Source organism: Nocardiopsis trehalosi NBRC 14201 (genome assembly GCF_001552555.1).
In the GTDB taxonomy this organism is placed as follows: Bacteria; Actinomycetota; Actinomycetes; order Streptosporangiales; family Streptosporangiaceae; genus Nocardiopsis_B; species Nocardiopsis_B trehalosi.
This window is the reverse complement of record NZ_BCRK01000034.1, coordinates 1-16,336: the sequence shown is the minus strand read 5'-3', so window position 1 is coordinate 16,336 and position 16,336 is coordinate 1. Positions and strand designations below refer to the sequence as shown.

Annotated in this window: 14 protein-coding genes; 3 read left to right on the top strand and 11 right to left on the bottom strand. The window is 74.2% G+C overall.

Annotated elements, in window-relative coordinates; all coding sequences use genetic code 11:
- Nucleotides 1–50: 50 nt before the first annotated feature.
- The 3 genes from NT8_RS08950 (at nt 51) to NT8_RS08940 (ending at nt 2,409) form a co-directional block, all read left to right on the top strand.
- Entirely contained in the window at nt 51–518 is a 468-nt protein-coding gene (locus tag NT8_RS08950; protein WP_067966209.1) for a nitroreductase/quinone reductase family protein, read from the top strand.
- Between the two features lie 88 nt (nt 519–606).
- Nucleotides 607–993: a hypothetical protein gene (locus tag NT8_RS08945; RefSeq protein ID WP_067966207.1), complete on the top strand. Its 387-nt coding sequence runs from the start codon at nt 607–609 to the stop codon at nt 991–993.
- 183 nt (nt 994–1,176) lie between these two features.
- On the top strand, nt 1,177–2,409 hold the full coding sequence (locus tag NT8_RS08940) for a DUF418 domain-containing protein (protein ID WP_067966204.1): 1,233 nt from the start codon (nt 1,177–1,179) through the stop codon (nt 2,407–2,409).
- Nucleotides 2,410–2,418: 9 nt separating this feature from the next.
- Here the strand turns inward: NT8_RS08940 and NT8_RS08935 are convergent, their stop codons facing one another.
- The 11 genes from NT8_RS08935 to carA form a co-directional block, all read right to left on the bottom strand.
- Nucleotides 2,419–3,969: an OFA family MFS transporter gene (locus NT8_RS08935; RefSeq protein WP_217999127.1), complete on the bottom strand. Its 1,551-nt coding sequence runs from the start codon at nt 3,967–3,969 to the stop codon at nt 2,419–2,421.
- Between the two features lie 265 nt (nt 3,970–4,234).
- A complete protein-coding gene (gene metK, locus NT8_RS08930; protein WP_067966201.1) occupies nt 4,235–5,428 on the bottom strand; it encodes a methionine adenosyltransferase in 1,194 nt (397 codons plus the stop codon).
- A gap of 343 nt (nt 5,429–5,771) precedes the next feature.
- Nucleotides 5,772–6,995, bottom strand: a complete 1,224-nt coding sequence (coaBC, locus tag NT8_RS08925; protein ID WP_084468764.1) for a bifunctional phosphopantothenoylcysteine decarboxylase/phosphopantothenate--cysteine ligase CoaBC — start codon at nt 6,993–6,995, stop codon at nt 5,772–5,774.
- Between the two features lie 50 nt (nt 6,996–7,045).
- Nucleotides 7,046–7,312, bottom strand: coding sequence for a DNA-directed RNA polymerase subunit omega (rpoZ, locus tag NT8_RS08920; protein ID WP_067966199.1), 267 nt, complete (start codon nt 7,310–7,312; stop codon nt 7,046–7,048).
- An 88-nt stretch (nt 7,313–7,400) separates the two neighbouring features.
- Nucleotides 7,401–7,997: a guanylate kinase gene (gene gmk / locus NT8_RS08915; RefSeq protein ID WP_067966197.1), complete on the bottom strand. Its 597-nt coding sequence runs from the start codon at nt 7,995–7,997 to the stop codon at nt 7,401–7,403.
- A 369-nt stretch (nt 7,998–8,366) separates the two neighbouring features.
- Nucleotides 8,367–8,687, bottom strand: coding sequence for an integration host factor, actinobacterial type (gene mihF / locus NT8_RS08910; RefSeq protein ID WP_067966195.1), 321 nt, complete (start codon nt 8,685–8,687; stop codon nt 8,367–8,369).
- A gap of 316 nt (nt 8,688–9,003) precedes the next feature.
- Nucleotides 9,004–9,705 carry an orotidine-5'-phosphate decarboxylase gene (gene pyrF / locus NT8_RS08905; RefSeq protein WP_067966193.1) on the bottom strand — a complete coding sequence of 234 codons (702 nt, stop codon included), beginning with the start codon at nt 9,703–9,705 and terminating at the stop codon, nt 9,004–9,006.
- Between the two features lie 270 nt (nt 9,706–9,975).
- Nucleotides 9,976–10,920 carry a dihydroorotate dehydrogenase gene (locus tag NT8_RS08900; RefSeq protein WP_067966191.1) on the bottom strand — a complete coding sequence of 315 codons (945 nt, stop codon included), beginning with the start codon at nt 10,918–10,920 and terminating at the stop codon, nt 9,976–9,978.
- A 29-nt stretch (nt 10,921–10,949) separates the two neighbouring features.
- Nucleotides 10,950–11,846 carry a dihydroorotate dehydrogenase electron transfer subunit gene (locus tag NT8_RS08895; protein WP_067966189.1) on the bottom strand — a complete coding sequence of 299 codons (897 nt, stop codon included), beginning with the start codon at nt 11,844–11,846 and terminating at the stop codon, nt 10,950–10,952.
- An 85-nt stretch (nt 11,847–11,931) separates the two neighbouring features.
- Nucleotides 11,932–15,234 (bottom strand): carbamoyl-phosphate synthase large subunit, encoded by a 3,303-nt coding sequence (carB, locus tag NT8_RS08890; RefSeq protein ID WP_067966187.1) that lies wholly within the window; start codon nt 15,232–15,234, stop codon nt 11,932–11,934.
- 9 nt (nt 15,235–15,243) lie between these two features.
- Nucleotides 15,244–16,336 (bottom strand): glutamine-hydrolyzing carbamoyl-phosphate synthase small subunit (gene carA / locus NT8_RS08885; protein ID WP_067966186.1); only part of this gene is annotated, 1,093 nt, incomplete at its 5' end.

Here is a 16,336-nt window from a genome sequence, read left to right as displayed (position 1 = left end):
GGTCCGCGCACCCAGCACAATGGGGGGGGAGCCGAGACGAGGAGATGCCGATGGGCAACGACGCCATGCCGTACCGGAGGACCAAGCTGCGGCGGACCATCAACGCCGTCCTTGCGGGGGCGATCAAGTACGGGATCGGCCCGGCCGGGACCCAGCTGCTGACCACGCGCGGGCGCACCACCGGGTTCCTGCGCACCACCCCGGTCACCCTGGTCGAGGACGAGACCGGCCGGTTCCTCGTCGCCCCCTACGGCGAGGTGGGCTGGGTGCGCAACATCCGCCGGGACGGGTTCGCGACCCTGCGCCACGGCGGGTGGATCGAGCTGGTGAGCGTGGTCGAGACCGACACCGCCGAGGCGGCGCCGGTGCTGCGCTCCTACCTGCGGCACCCGTCGACCGCCCTGTTCGCCGGCCCCTACTTCGACGCGTCCCCCGACTCCCCGGTCGAGGCGTTCGCCGAGGAGGCCGCCCGCCACCCGGTCTTCCGCATCGTCCGCTCCACCACGATCCGGCTCTGACGACCCACCGCGCCCGCGTGCCGCCGCCCAGGCGGCGATTCCGCGGAACGGCGGGCGGCCGCCGGAGCCGCGCACTAACGTCGCGCCCATGACCGTCGTGTACGTCGAACTACCGTCCGAGACCGTTGACCTGATCGACCGCGTCGCCGCCAGGAAGGGGATCTCCCGCTCCGAGATGCTCACCGAGCTCGTCTCGATCGGCCTGCGGGAGCAGTTGCGTTTCCGTGCTCCCACCGCTCCGGCGGATGCGGATGCGGAGGTCGGCGCGCGGGACGACGCTCATCCGCGCGGCGGTGCCGGGTCTCCGGCGGCGTACCGTCCGCCGGCGGCCCGGGACCTCTCGCCGGTGGACGGAAGGGCGCGGTGCGTCACCGACGCCGACATGGCGTCCGTCGCCGCCTTCCGTGCCACGGTGCGGTCCAGAGTGACCGGCGACGACATCCGCGCCGCGATCGAGGAAGGACGCCGCTACTAGGTCGAACCACGCCCCGGTGCTGTGTGCCGGGGCGTTCGTGTGCTCGGGGGCGGGTGGCCTACATCGAAAGCAGCACGCGGGTCTCGGCTGCTGGGCGGAGGTGCGGGCGGGGCCGGGCGGGGATGCTGGGGCGTCGAGGCGGGGGCGCACGGCCGCCGCACCGGTCGACAGGGGGTTCGGGGGATGGACGCGACCGCGATCCGGGCGGCGGGGCCGCCGGCGAAGGGCGGCGGTGGGCGGCTGCCGCTGCTGGACGTGCTGCGCGGGGTGGCGATCCTCGGCACGCTCGGCACCAACGTGTGGATCTTCGCGAGTCCGGGCGGCGAGGCGGCCGTCCTCACCTCGGCCACGGCGTTCTCGCCGATCGTCCCCGCCCTGGCCGACCCCGGGGTCGGCACCGTCCTGGAGGCGGTCGCCCGGTCCGCGGCCAACGGCAAGTTCCTGGCGCTGCTCACGGTGCTGTTCGGGGTCGGCCTGGCCATCCAGTTCCGGTCGGCCGAACGGCACGGCCGCCGCTGGCCCGGAACCTACGTGTGGCGGGCGCTGTTCCTGTTCGTCGAGGGCACCGTCCACTTCGTGCTGGTCTTCGCCTTCGACGTGCTCATGGGCTACGCGGTGGTGGCGCTGCTCACGGCGTGGCTGCTGGCCCGGTCGGAGCGGGTGCGCTCGGTGGTGCTGTGGACGTCGGCGGCGGTGCACGTGCTGCTGATGGGCGCGGCGACCGCCGTGCTCGTCGCGCAGTCGGAGCCCGCTCCCCCGCCGGACCCGGACGGCGCGAACGGCGTGCCCGAGGAGTTCGTCCGCCTCTACGCCGAGGGCTCCTACCTCGACCAGGTGGCGCTGCGGCTGTCGGAGTTCGCGGTGTTCCGGCTGGAGCCGGTGATCTCCTTCGCCCTGCTGCTGTTCCTGTTCCTGCTCGGGGTGCGGCTGTTCCGCGCCGGCGCGTTCGGCGACGACGCGGCCGGGCGCCGCATCCGCGCCCGGATGCTCGCCTGGGGGCTGGGCCTGGGGCTGCCGCTGAACGCAGCGACGACGCTCGCGGGCCCGGCGCTCGCCCTCGCCGACCGGTACGTCGCGGCGCCGCTGGTGGCCGTGGGGCTGATGGGCCTCGTCGGGTGGCTGCTGGACCGGACGCGCCGACCGGGCCCCGTGGTGGGCGCCCTGTCCGCGCTGGGGCGCGCCGCGCTGAGCGGCTACGTCCTGCAGAACGTGGTGTGCATGCTGGTCTGCTACGGGTTCGGCCTGGGGCTGGCCGCCCGGATGATGGGCACGGGCCCGTGGTGGGTGTTCGCCCTGTGGACGGGGGTGAGCCTGTCCCTGCTGGTCGGGGCGTCGCTGTGGCTGCGCCGGTTCCCGCACGGGCCGCTGGAGGCGGTGCAGAAGTGGACGCTGGCCCGGCTGCCCGGCGGCCGGTGACCGGCCCCGCTACCCGGTGAACAGGCGGGCGGCGGTCATCGCCACCCGCACCACCGCGTAGCCGAGCAGGGCGGCCACCACCGCCCAGGACACCAGGAGCGCGGTCCGGCGGCCGCCGGACCCGGGAGGACGGCCCGGGGCCGGGGCCGCCGCGCCGGCGGTTCCGGCGGCGGGTTCGGGGGGCGCCGCGGGTTCGTGGAAGCGGGCCGCGACCGGGCGGATCAGCAGGTTGGCGGTGAACCCGACGGCGAGGACACCGACCATGGTGAACAGCGGCGCCTGGTAGGCCGCCTGGGTGAGCGTGCCGGGCTCGCCCTCGGCGTCGAGGTAGCCGTTGACGATGAGCGGTCCGGCGATGCCGGCCGCCGACCAGGCGGTGAGCAGCCGGCCGTGGACGGCACCGACCTGGTAGGTGCCGAACAGGTCGCGCAGGTAGGCGGGGACGGTCGCGAACCCGCCGCCGTAGAACGACAGGATGACGCAGGCCAGGGCGACGAACAGCACCGTCGAGGTGCCCCCGGCGGTGGCCAGCAGCGCGTAGCACACGGCGCCCGCGCCGAGGTAGACGAGGTAGACGGGCTTGCGCCCGATGCGGTCCGAGGCGGTGGACCAGGCGAACCGGCCCGCCATGTTGAACAGCGACAGCATCCCGACGAACCCGCCGGCGGCGACGGCGGTCACGGCCGACGCCCCGTCGTCGCGGAAGAAGTCCTGGATGAGCGGGCTGGCGTGCTCCAGCAGGCCGATCCCGGCGGTGACGTTGCAGAACAGCACCGTCCACAGCAGCCAGAACTGGGGGGTGCGCACCGCGTTGCGCGCGGAGACGCTGGCGGTGGTGATGAGCGGGGCGCGGCGCACCGCGGCCGGGTCGAACCCGGCGGGGGACCACCCGTCGGGCGGGACGCGGATGAGCAGCACGCCCATCGACATCAGCAGCAGGTAGCCGACGCCGAGGGTGGCGAACAGGGCGACGAGCGCGCCGCCGGAGGCCACCGACCCGGCCGCACCGGAGTCGTAGGCGGGGTCGTAGAGCCCCATGAGCTGGTCGGAGACCGGGGTGGCGATGAGGGCGCCGCCGCCGAACCCCATGATGGCGAGCCCGGTGGCCAGGCCGGGGCGGTCGGGGAACCACTTGATAAGGGTGGACACCGGGGAGATGTAGCCGATGCCCAGCCCGATGCCGCCGATGACGCCGTAGCCGAGGTAGAGGAGCCAGAGCTGCCCGGTGCCGATCCCGAGCGCGCCGACGAGGAAGCCGGTGCTCCAGCACACGGCGGACACCAGCATGGCCTTGCGCGGCCCGTTGCGCTCGACCCACGTGCCGCCGACGGCGGCCGACAGGCCGAGCATGACGATGGCGATGGAGAAGACGAGGCCGATCTCGGTCTGCCCGACGTCGAAGTGCGCGACCAGCGAGTTCTTGTACACGCTGGTGGCGTACGCCTGGCCGATGGAGAGGTGCACCGCGAGGGCGGCGGGCGGGATGAGCCACCGGCTGTAGCCGGGCGGTGCGACGGAGCGTTCCCGGTCCAGCAGGGCGGACACGGACAAGCGGGTCACCTTCTCCCCGGCGTAATACCGTATGCAGTGGCCAGCGGACAGTGTGCCACGACACGGCTCCGCTGTGAAGGGCCCGGGTTCCGCGGTGGTCCCGACGGCGGCGGGATACGCGGGAGCGCTCCCATAGCCGGATGGCGTCACGGTCGACGAGGGACGGCGACACGGGGGCTCCCGCCGGCGGGACGGGGGCGGCGGAGGCCGGAGACGGCGGCGGCCGCGCCCCGCTGTGCGGGGCGCGGCCGAAGGTCGCGCGGGAGGGCGCCGGTCAGGCGCCGACGGCCGCCTTCAGCGCCTGGGCGCGGTCGGTCTGCTCCCAGGTGAACTCGGGCAGCTCGCGGCCGAAGTGGCCGTAGGCGGCGGTGGCGGAGTAGATCGGGCGCAGCAGGTCGAGGTCGCGCACGATCGCCGCCGGGCGGAGGTCGAACACCTCCAGGACGGCCTTCTCGATGACGTCGGGGGCCACCTGCTCGGTGCCGAAGGTCTCGATGAACACGCCCACCGGGTGCGCCTTGCCGATGGCGTAGGCGACCTGGACCTCGGCGCGGTCGGCCAGGCCGGCCGCGACGATGTTCTTGGCGACCCAGCGGGTGGCGTAGGCGGCCGAGCGGTCGACCTTGGACGGGTCCTTGCCGGAGAACGCGCCGCCGCCGTGGCGGGCGTAGCCGCCGTAGGTGTCCACGATGATCTTGCGGCCGGTCAGGCCGGCGTCGCCCATGGGGCCGCCGATCTCGAACCGCCCGGTGGGGTTGACCAGCAGCCGGTAGCCGTCGGCCTCGAGCCCGTAGTCGGCCACGACCGGAGCGATCACGTGCTCCTTGATGTCGGGCGTGAGCAGCTCGTTGAGGTCGATGTCGGGGGCGTGCTGGCTGGAGACCACGACGGTGTCGAGGCGGACCGGGGTGTGGCCGTCGTACTCGACGGTCACCTGGGTCTTGCCGTCGGGCCGCAGGTAGGGCACGGTGCCGTCGCGGCGGACGGCGGACAGCCGCTGGGAGAGCGCGTGCGCCAGCTTGATCGGCAGCGGCATGAGCTCCGGGGTCTCCCGGTTGGCGTACCCGAACATCAGCCCCTGGTCGCCGGCCCCCTGGCGGTCGAGGGAGTCCTCCTCGTTCTCGACCCGCGCCTCGTAGGCGGTGTCGACGCCCTGGGCGATGTCGGGCGACTGCGCGCCGATGGAGACCGAGACGCCGCAGGAGGCGCCGTCGAAGCCCTTGGCCGAGGAGTCGTACCCGATCTGCAGGATCTTCTCGCGGATCAGGGCGGGGATGTCGACGTAGGTCTTGGTGGTGACCTCACCGGCGACGTGCACCTGCCCGGTGGTGATCAGGGTCTCGACGGCGACCCGGCTGCCGGGGTCGTCGGCGAGCATCGCGTCGAGGATCGCGTCACTGATCTGGTCGGCCATCTTGTCGGGGTGGCCTTCGGTGACCGACTCGGAGGTGAAAAGGCGACGGGACACGTTGAGGGACTCCTTGCAGCGGCTGCTGGCTGACAGTTGTCGGCGCGGACCGGGCGCCGGCGGGCCGGGGGCCGCCGGTCGAATACCGACCGGCGCGGTTGGTTTCCGGGTCCCACTGTAGTGGGCCGCCCCCCGTTGCGCTGGAGGCCCGGGCGTCGTGGCCGGTCCGCCGCGCCCACCCGGGGAGGGGGCGGTCCGCGACGGCGGCGCGGACCGCCTCTTCAGACGGCCGCCGACCCGGTGTGGCGTACACCACACACCGTTTTCCCGTACGGCGCCGATCACGGCCCTGTACTGGGAGGATTGTCGCGCACAGCGGAACGGGGCCGCTGCACGCGCAACACTACCGGCCGGTAACGGGGGGCGCCAGGCGGCCCGCGACGAGATCCCAGACACGGTCGGCCAGGTCCTCCTTGGGGCCGCGCGGGATCTCGGTGGCCGAGCCGTCGGCGGCGAGGACGACCGCCTGGTTGTCGGCGGTGCCGAACGCCCGGCCCTCGCCCACCTGGTTGACGACCAGCAGGTCGCAGCCCTTGCGGTCGAGCTTGGCGCGGCCGTGCTCCAGGACGTGGTCGGTCTCGGCGGCGAACCCGACGACGACCTGGCCGGGGCGGCCGCGCTCGCGGCTGATCTCCAGCAGGATGTCGGGGTTCTCGACCAGCTCGATGGGCGCCGGACCCGCGCCGGTCTTCTTGATCTTGGCCTCGGCGGTCGCGGCCGGCCGGAAGTCGGCGACCGCGGCGGCCATGACGACGGCGTCGGCCCCGGCGCGCTCGTCGAGGACGGCGTCGCGGAGTTCGCGGGCGGAGCCGACCCGGCGCACCCGCGCGCCGGCGGGGTCGGGCAGTCCGACGTTGGCCGACACCAGCACGACCTCGGCGCCGCGGGCGGCCGCGGTGGTGGCGAGGGCGTACCCCTGCCGGCCGGAGGAGCGGTTGCCGAGGAAGCGGACCGGGTCGATCGCCTCGCGGGTGCCGCCGGCCGAGACGACCACCCGCCGGCCGGCGAGGTCGGCGCCGCGGCCGCCGCGGGCCAGGACGCGCCGGGCGGCGGCGAACAGGGCGTCGGGGTCGGGCAGCCGGCCCCGGCCGGAGTCGGCCCCGGTGAGGCGGCCGACCGCGGGGTCGAGCACGATGGCGCCGCGCTCGCGGAGCAGGGCGACGTTGGCCCGGGTGGCCGGGTGCTCCCACATCTCGGTGTGCATCGCCGGGGCGAAGAGCACCGGACATCGGGCGGTCAGCAGCGTGTTCGTCAGCAGGTCGTCGGCCATGCCGTGCGCCGCCTTGGCGAGCAGGTCGGCGGTGGCGGGGGCGACGACGACGAGGTCGGCGGCCTGCCCGATCCGCACGTGCGGGACCTCGTGGACGCGGTCCCACACGCCGGTGGCCACCGGCCGCCCGGACAGCGCCGCCCACGTGGGCTCGCCCACGAAGCGCAGCGCGTCGGCGGTCGGGACGACCTGGACGCGGTGGCCGGACTCGGTGAGGCGGCGCAGCAGCTCGCATACCTTGTAGGCGGCGATGCCCGCGCCGACGCCCAGGACGACCTCGGGGTGTTCGGTGTTCACGGAAGGGACTCTAGCCAAGCGGGGCGGCGGCCCCGGGGCCCGGGTGGGCCTCAGACGCCCTCGTACGGCTCCGCGGTGAGCAGGCCGGACTTGACCTCGCGCAGGGCGATGGACAGCGCCTTCTCCTGGACCTGGGTCTCGACCAGCGGGCCGACGTACTCCAGCAGGCCCTCGCCGAGCTGGGCGTAGTAGGCGTTGATCTGGCGGGCGCGCTTGGACGCCATGGTGACCAGGCTGTACTTGCTGTCGACGGTCTTCAGGAGGTCGTCGATGGGCGGGTTGGTGATGCCTTCGGCGACGGGCTCGGTGCCTGCCACGTGCGTCCCCCTGGTCGGTGGTCGGGCCCCGGGAGGGGCCGTGCGAACGGTTCTCGTGTCGAGGATACGCGACCCGGGGGGCCGGACCTCACGACTTGGGCGCGAGCATCAGCGCCAGCAGCTCGTCGCGGACGTCCTCGACGGACGTGTTGACGAGGGTGGTGTCGAACTCCGCCTCGGCGGCGAGTTCGACGCGGGCGGCCTCCAGGCGGCGCCGGACGACCTCGGGCGGCTCGGTGCCGCGGCCGGTGAGGCGGCGCACCAGCTCCTCCCAGGACGGCGGGGCGAGGAAGACGTGCAGCGCCCCGGGCATGGTGGCGCGGACCTGGCGGGCGCCCTGGAGGTCGATCTCCAGCAGCACGGGGCGGCCGGCGCGCAGCCGGTCCTCGACGGGGCGGCGCGGCGTGCCGTAGCGGTTGCCGGCGAACTCGGCCCACTCCAGCAGCTCGCCGTCGGCGATCATCCGGTCGAACCCGGCGTCGTCGGTGAAGTGGTACTCGACCCCGTCGGTCTCGCCCGGGCGCGGCGCCCGCGTGGTGGCGGAGACGGAGAGCCAGACCTCGGGGTGGTGCGCGCGGATCTCGCGGACGATGGTGCTCTTGCCCACCCCGGAGGGGCCGGACAGGACGGTGAGCCGTCGGGCCGGGCCGACGGGGACGGACCCGGGACCGGAGGCGGTGGACACGGGTGGATCAGCCTCTCGGAGGAAGTGGGCCGCGTGGGCGGATCGGACGCGTCGGCCGCGGACCGCGGCGGCGCGGGGCGCCGGCGGCGGACGGGCTCGGACGATTGGTCTTTTATACCACTGCGCCGCGGCGCGGGCCCGGTGGTCCGCCCCGAAGGGCGGACTCCGGGCCGCGCCGCGGCGCCGGTGTCCGCGTACGTCGCGGGGCCGCCGTCGGCGGCCGGCCGGCGACGTCACCGCCTCAGGCGCCCGTGGTCCGGGGCGGCGGGGCGCCGTGGAGGGCGCCGCCCCACCGGGCCCGGCCGCCGCCGCTCGGGCGGCGGATGCCGTCCGGATGGGGGAGGCGGCGCGGGCGCCTGCCGTCGGCTGCTACTCGCCGCCGCCGAACTCGCGCTCCAGGGCGGCGCGCTGGTTGGCGCCCAGGCCCCGCACGCGGCGGGACTCGGCGATGTTCAGCCGCTCCATGATCTGCTTGGCGCGCACCTTGCCGACGCCGGGGAGCGACTCCAGCAGGGCCGAGACCTTCATCTTGCCGATGACGTCGTCGGTCTGGCCGTCGGCGAGCACCTCGGACAGGGAGATGCCGCCGTGCTTCAGCCGGTTCTTGACTTCCGCGCGCTCTTTTCTGGCCTTAGCGGCTTTCTCCAGAGCCGCGGCGCGCTGTTCGGGTGTGAGGGGAGGAAGGGCCACGCCGGGTCACCTCGGTTTTCTCTCGTTTTGTAGAGGGCGGACGCCTGCGCAAGTTAGTAGGTTCCGACCCCGTTCGGCAACGCAAAGTGGCCTTTCAAGCGCTATTTCATCCAACTAATTACACTGTGTCATGACCTGATTGCTCTGAGCTGATGAATTCGGGACTTTTGGCCCGGTTCGGTGGCGCCGATCGCGGAACCCGCAGCGGCACCTCGCGGAGGCGGCGCAGGTCACGCCGCGGGTTCTCGGGTGGTTTTCGGTCCGTCACTATCCGGAGCCTCCATTTGGCCGAAATCGGTCACCGAGGGGCGCGTGTTCAGGCCGACGCGGCCTCGGCGCGCCGCAGCGCCGCGGCCATCGACGCGGCCGCCGCCCCCGGGTCGGCCGCCCGGGTGATCGGGCGCCCGATCACCAGCAGGTCGGCGCCCGCCGCGAGCGCGGCCTCGGGCGTGGCCACCCGCGCCTGGTCGCCGTGGTCGGCCCCCGCCGGGCGCACGCCGGGGGTGATGAGCGTGATGTCGGGCCCCACCTCGGCGCGCAGCGAGGCCGCCTCCTGGGGCGAGCACACCAGCGCCGTTGCGCCCGCCTCGACGGCGAGCACCGCGAGCCGGCGGGCGGCGTCCAGCGACGGCCCCCGCACCCCGATGCGCTCCAGGGCGGCGTCGTCGAGGGAGGTGAGCACCGTCACGGCGGCGATCGTGGTGCCCGGCGCGCCGTCGACGGCGGCGGCGATCATGTCGCGCCCGCCGGCGGCGTGCACGGTGAGGATGGAGGGCTTGAGCCGCGCCACGTTGCGCGCCGCCCCGGCGACGGTGGCGGGGATGTCGTGCAGCTTGAGGTCGAGGAACACGGACACCTTGGTGCCGCCCCGGAGGGTGGCGACCACCTCGGGGCCGTAGCGCAGGTACAGCTCCAGCCCCACCTTCACGTGGCTGACGTGGGGGGCGACCGCCGAGGCCCAGCGGGCCGCGGTCTCGATGTCGGGTGCGTCGATGGCGACGGCGATGGGCGCGGCCACGGTCGTTCTCCTTCTGCGTTCGGGTGCGGTGCGGGAATTCGGTGGGCCACCGAGCGCGGGGGCGGTTCGCCGGTGAGCAGCGTGAACGGCGTGATCAACGAGGACACACTGCCACGAGCGATTCCCCCGACCGGCGGGGTTCATGCATGCGGCGGCACGGTGGGCCCGCGCGGCGCCGAGACGCCTCCTGCGGGGCCGGTGCGGGCCGGGGTGACCCGCGGCCGCCCCGCGGCCCGTACCGCGGCAGCGGCCGTCTCAGCGCGTGCGAGGTCATCGGCCCAGCGCAGCCCCCATCGGCCGGTGGGCGGCGCCGACCACGTCGGCGGCGGACGCCCCGCGCTCCTCCAGCAGCTCCTCCAGCTCGCGCAGGATGCGCACGCACGCCGAGGGGTCGGCGAAGTTCACCGTCCCGACGGCGACGGCCGAGGCGCCCGCCGCGAGGAACTCCAGCGCGTCGGCGCCGGTGCGCACCCCGCCCATGCCGATGATGGGTACCTCGGGCAGCGCGGCGTGCACCTCGTAGACGCAGCCGACCGCGATGGGGCGCACGGCCGGGCCCGACAGGCCGCCCATGCCGCCGGCCACGGCCGGGCGCAGGGTGGCCGGGTCGATGGCCATGCCGCGGACGCTGTTGATCATGGACAGGCCGTCGGCGCGCGCGTCGGCGCAGGCCCGCGCCAGCGCCACCAGGTCGGGGACGTCGGCGGCGAGCTTGGCGAAGACGGGGATGTCGGAGCGGGCGTGGGAGCGGACCGCGTGCACGATGCGCGCCGCGGCGGCGGGGTCGTCGGTGAAGTGCCGGCCCTGCGCGGCCGGGTCGGGGCACGAGAGGTTGACCTCGATCATGGCGACCCCGGGGACGGCCGACAGCCGCCTCGCCAGCTCGGCGTACTCCGCCACCCCGCTGCCGGCGACCGAGGCGACGGTGCGCCCGCCGCGCGACAGCAGCCACGGCAGGTCGCGCTGGAGGAAGACCTCCACGCCCGGCCCCTGGAGGCCGATGGCGCTCAGCATGCCGCTGGGGGTCTCGGCCATGCGCGGCGCGGGGCGGCCGGCGTGCGGCTCCAGCATCACCGACTTGGTGACGAGCGCCCCGATGCGGGCGATGTCGAAGAACTGGGCGAGTTCGCGGCCGGTCCCGGCGCACCCGGCGGCGGCCAGGATCGGGTTGTCCAGCTCCAGCGTGCCCAGGCGGGTCCGCAGGTCCGCGGTCATGTGGGGGTGGCCTCCGTCGGTTCCGGCACTCAGCCCGCCTCCCGGTCGGCGATGCCGTCCCGGTCGTCGCGCGCCTTCCAACCGGGCGCGCCGAGCGCGTCGAAGGGGATGGTGCCGACGTCGTCGAAGCGGACGCGCTCGCCCCGGAACACCGGGCCGTCCACGCACGAGCGCACCATGCGGGTGATGCCGTCCTCGCCGACGACCGGGATGACGCAGCTCATGCAGACGCCGGTGCCGCAGGCCATGGCCTCCTCCACGGCGACCTGCACGGGGATGCCGTGCCGGACGGCGACGGCGGTGACCTCGCGCAGCATCGGCATGGGCCCGCAGGCGTAGACGACGTCGGAGCGGGCGTCCTCGATGACCCGGCCGAGGGCGTCGGTGACCGCGCCGCGGACCCCGAAGGAGCCGTCGTCGGTGGTGAAGGTCGCGGTCTCGGCGACCCGGCGCGCGGTGATCGCGCTGAACACCCGGTCGGCGGAGGCCGCGCCGAGGACGAAGTCGACCCGGCAGCCGCGGCGGCGCAGCGCCTGGGCGAGCGGGAACAGCGGGGCGCTGCCGGAGCCGCCGCCGGCCAGGACGCAGTTCACGGGGTCGCGGGGCAGCGGGAAGGGCCGCCCCAGCGGGCCGACGAGGTCGAGCAGGTCGCGGGAGCGGCGCTCGGCCAGCCAGGCGGTGCCCGGCCCGCGCACCGAGAACAGGAATTCCACGGTGCCGCCGTAATCGGGCTTGACGTCGTGGATGGCGAACGGGCGGCGCAGCAGCAGCCCGGAGTGCTCGCCGCCGACCGCCACGGACACGAACTGGCCGGAGCGGAACCGCTCGGCGATCCCGGGGGCCACGACCGTGATCGCGTAGTAGGCGTCCACCCGGCGCACGGTCAGCACGGGGACCCGCATCTGCACCGGCCCGAAATCACTCACGCGTGCGCCCCGCCCCGATCGCCGTTCCCGTTCGCCGGGGGGCGGGACCGCGCGCGGTCCCGCCCCGTCGTTGTGCCGCCGCGGGTCAGCCCGCGGCGCCGCGCAGCGCCGCGGCGTGCTCCTGGAGGGAGCGCACGCCGATGTCGCCGCGCACCAGCGACTCGATGCCCTGCACGGCCGCCGCCAGTCCCTGCACGGTCGTGACACTCGGCACGCCGCGCGCCACGGCGGCGGTGCGGATCTCGTAGCCGTCCAGCCGGGGGCCGGCCTGGCCCGCGCTGCCGAACGGCGTGTTGACGATCAGGTCCACCTCGCCGTCGTGGATGAGTTGCACGATAGTGGGTTCGCCGTCGGGCCCGGGACCGTCGCTCAGCTTGCGGACCACCCGGGCGGCGACCCCGTTGCGGCGGAGCACCCAGGCGGTGCCCTCGGTCGCGAGGATCTCGAACCCGAGGTCGGCCAGCCGCTTGACCGGGAACACCATGGTGCGCTTGTCGCGGTTGGCGACCGAGACGAACACCGTGCCGGAGGTCGGCAGCGACCCGTAGGCGGCGAGCTGGGACTTGGCGTAGGCGGCGCCGAAGTCGGCGTCGATGCCCATGACCTCGCCGGTGGAGCGCATCTCCGGGCCGAGGATGGTGTCGACGCCCTCGCCCTGGCGGTCGAAGAACCGGCTGAACGGCAGCACCGCCTCCTTGACCGCGACGGGGGCGTCCATCGGCAGCGTGCCGCCGTCGCCCTCGGTGGGCAGCAGGCCCTCGGCGCGCAGCTCGCGGATCGTGGCGCCGAGCATGACGCGCGCGGCGGCCTTGGCGAGGGGGACGTCGGTGGCCTTGGACACGAACGGCACCGTGCGCGAGGCGCGCGGGTTGGCCTCCAGCACGTACAGGACGCCCGAGGCGAGCGCGTACTGGACGTTGAGCAGGCCCCGCACGCCCGTGCCGCGGGCGATGCCCTCGGTGGAGTGGCGGATGCGCTCGAAGTCCTCGTGGCCGAGCGTGACGGCGGGCAGGGCGCACGCGGAGTCGCCGGAGTGGATGCCGGCCTCCTCGATGTGCTCCATGATGCCGCCGAGGTAGAGGTCGGTGCCGTCGTAGATGGCGTCGACGTCGATCTCGATGGCGTCGTCCAGGAACCGGTCGATGAGCACCGGGTAGTCGGCGCTGACCTCGGCGTTGCGCTGGATGTAGCCGGCCAGCATGTCCTCGTTGTAGACGATCTCCATGCCGCGGCCGCCCAGCACGTAGGAGGGTCGGACCATGACCGGGTAGCCGATCTCGTCGGCGACCCGCTTGGCCTCGGCGAAGGAGGTGGCGGTGCCGTGCTTGGGCGCGGGCAGCCCGGCGTCGGCGAGGACCTTGCCGAAGGCGCCGCGGTCCTCGGCGAGGTCGATGCTCTCGGGGCTGGTGCCGACGATGGGCACCCCGGCGTCCTTCAGCCGGCGGGCCAGCCCGAGGGGGGTCTGCCCGCCGAGCTGCACGACGACGCCCGCCACCGGGCCGGCCAGCCGCTCGGCGCGGACGACCTCCAGCACGTCCTCCAGGGTGAGCGGCTCGAAGTAGAGCCGGTCGCTGGTGTCGTAGTCGGTGGAGACGGTCTCGGGGTTGCAGTTGACCATGACGGTCTCGTAGCCGGCGGCCGACAGCGCGAACGAGGCGTGCACGCAGCTGTAGTCGAACTCGATGCCCTGCCCGATGCGGTTGGGGCCGGAGCCGAGGATGATCACCTTGGGCCGGGTGCCCTGCGGGACCTCGGTCTCCTCGTCGTAGCTGGAGTACAGGTAGGGCGTGCGGGCGGCGAACTCGGCGGCGCAGGTGTCGACGGTCAGGTAGACCGGGTGGACCTCCAGGGCGTGCCGGAGTTCGCGGACGACGTCCTCGCTCTTGCCGAGGACCTCGCCGATCTGGACGTCGGAGAACCCGAGCCCCTTGGCGCGGCGCAGCAGGGCGGCGTCGAGCTTGGGGGCGGCCGCCAGGTCGCGGGCGGTCTCCTCCAGCAGCAGGAGCTGGTCGAGGAACCACGGGTCGATGTGGGTGGCCTCGTGCAGCTCGCGGACGGTGGCGCCGGCCCGGAACGCCTGCTGGACCGTGCGCAGCCGGGTCTCGGTGGGCACCTTGGCGGCCTCCAGCAGGGCGGCCTTGTCGCCGGGGTCGCCGGCCCAGGTGAACCCGACGCCCTTCTTCTCGATCGACCGCATGGCCTTCTGCAGGGCCTCGGCGAAGGACCGGCCGATGGCCATGGCCTCGCCGACCGACTTCATGGTGGTGGTCAGGCCGGGGTCGGCGCCGGGGAACTTCTCGAACGCGAACCGGGGGACCTTGACGACGACGTAGTCGAGGCTCGGCTCGAAGCTGGCCGGGGTCTCGGCGGTGATGTCGTTCGGGATCTCGTCCAGGGTGTAGCCGACGGCGAGCTTGGCGGCGATCTTGGCGATGGGGAACCCGGTGGCCTTGGACGCCAGCGCCGAGGAGCGCGACACCCGCGGGTTCATCTCGATGACGATGATCCGGCCGGTGCGCGGGTGGACGGCGAACTGGATGTTGCAGCCGCCGGTGTCGACGCCGACCTCGCGGATGACGGCGATGCCGAGGTCGCGCATCCGCTGGTACTCGCGGTCGGTGAGGGTCATGGCGGGGGCGACGGTGATGGAGTCGCCGGTGTGCACGCCCATGGGGTCGAGGTTCTCGATGGAGCAGACGACGACCACGTTGTCGCGGGCGTCGCGCATCAGCTCCAGCTCGTACTCCTTCCAGCCGAGGATGGACTCCTCCAGGAGCACCTCGGTGGTCGGCGACAGCGCGAGGCCCTGCCCGGCGATGCGGCGCAGCTCGGTCTCGTCGTGGGCGAAGCCCGAGCCGGAGCCGCCCATGGTGAACGAGGGGCGGACGACGACCGGGTAGGAGAGCTCGCGGGCGGCGTCCAGGCACTCCTCGATGGTGTGGCAGATGCGCGAGCGGGCGGACTCGCCGCCGATGCGCTCGACGATGCCCTTGAACGTCTCGCGGTCCTCGCCGGACTGGATCGCGGAGATGTTGGCGCCGATCAGCTCGACGCCGTAGCGCTCCAGCACGCCCGCCTCGTGCAGGGCGACCGCGGTGTTGAGCGCGGTCTGCCCGCCCAGGGTGGGCAGGAGGGCGTCGGGCCGCTCCTTGGCGATGATCTTCTCGACCATGGCCGGGGTGATCGGCTCGACGTAGGTGGCGTCGGCGATCTCCGGGTCGGTCATGATCGTGGCCGGGTTGGAGTTGACGAGGATGACCCGCAGCCCCTCGGCGCGGAGCACCCGGCACGCCTGGGTGCCGGAGTAGTCGAACTCCGCGGCCTGCCCGATGACGATCGGCCCGGAGCCGACCACGAGCACGGAGGTGAGGTCACTTCTGCGCGGCATTGCGGTCCCCTACGACTTGCGGACGGGCTGGGCGGACATCAGGTCGCAGAACGCGTCGAACAGCTCGGCGGCGTCGTGCGGACCCGCGGCGGCCTCGGGGTGGTACTGGACGCTGAACGCGGGGCGGTCCAGCAGGCGCAGCCCCTCGACCACGTCGTCGTTGAGGTCGACGTGGCTGACCTCGGCGCGCCCGTAGGGCGTGTCGAACGGGCCGTCGAGGGGGGCGTCGACGGCGAACCCGTGGTTGTGGCTGGTGATGTGCACGCGGCGGGTGTGGACGTCGCGCACCGGCTGGTTGACGCCGCGGTGGCCGAACCGCAGCTTGTAGGTGCCCAGGCCCAGGGCGCGGCCGAGGATCTGGTTGCCGAAGCAGATGCCGAACAGGGGCACACCGGCGTCCAGGACGCCGCGCACGGCGGCCACCGGGCCGTCGGCGGTGGCGGGGTCGCCGGGGCCGTTGCTGAAGAAGACGCCGTCGGGCCCGCGGGCGAGGATCTCCTCGGCGGTGGCGGTGGCGGGCAGGACGGTGACCTCGCAGCCGCGCTCGGCGAGCCGCTGGGGGGTCATGGCCTTGATGCCGAGGTCGACCGCCGCGACGCGGAACCGGGTGGGGGTCCCCTCGGGCGGACTCACCGTGTAGGGGGCGGCGGCGGTGACCTCGCCGGTGAGGTCGGCGCCGGCCATCTGCGGGCTGGCCAGGACGCGTTCGAGGACGGCCCGGGGGTCGGTGTCGACGGTGCTGATGGCCGCGCGCATGGCCCCGCGGTCGCGCAGGTGGCGGGTGAGGGCGCGGGTGCCGGGCATGGCGATGCCGACGACGCCCTGGCGGCGCAGCTCCTCGTCCAGGGTGCGCTGGGCGCGCCAGTTCGAGGGGATGCGGGCGGGCTCGCGGACGACGTAGCCGGCGACCCAGATGCGCCCGGACTCCGGGTCGTCGTCGTTGACCCCGGTGTTGCCGATGTGCGGGGCGGTCATGGCGACGATCTGGCGGTGGTAGGAGGGGTCGGTGAGGGTCTCCTGGTAGCCGGTCATGCCGGTGTTGAAGACGATCTCGCCGACGGTCTCGCCGGGCGCGCCGAAGGAGGTCCCTTCGAACACGCGG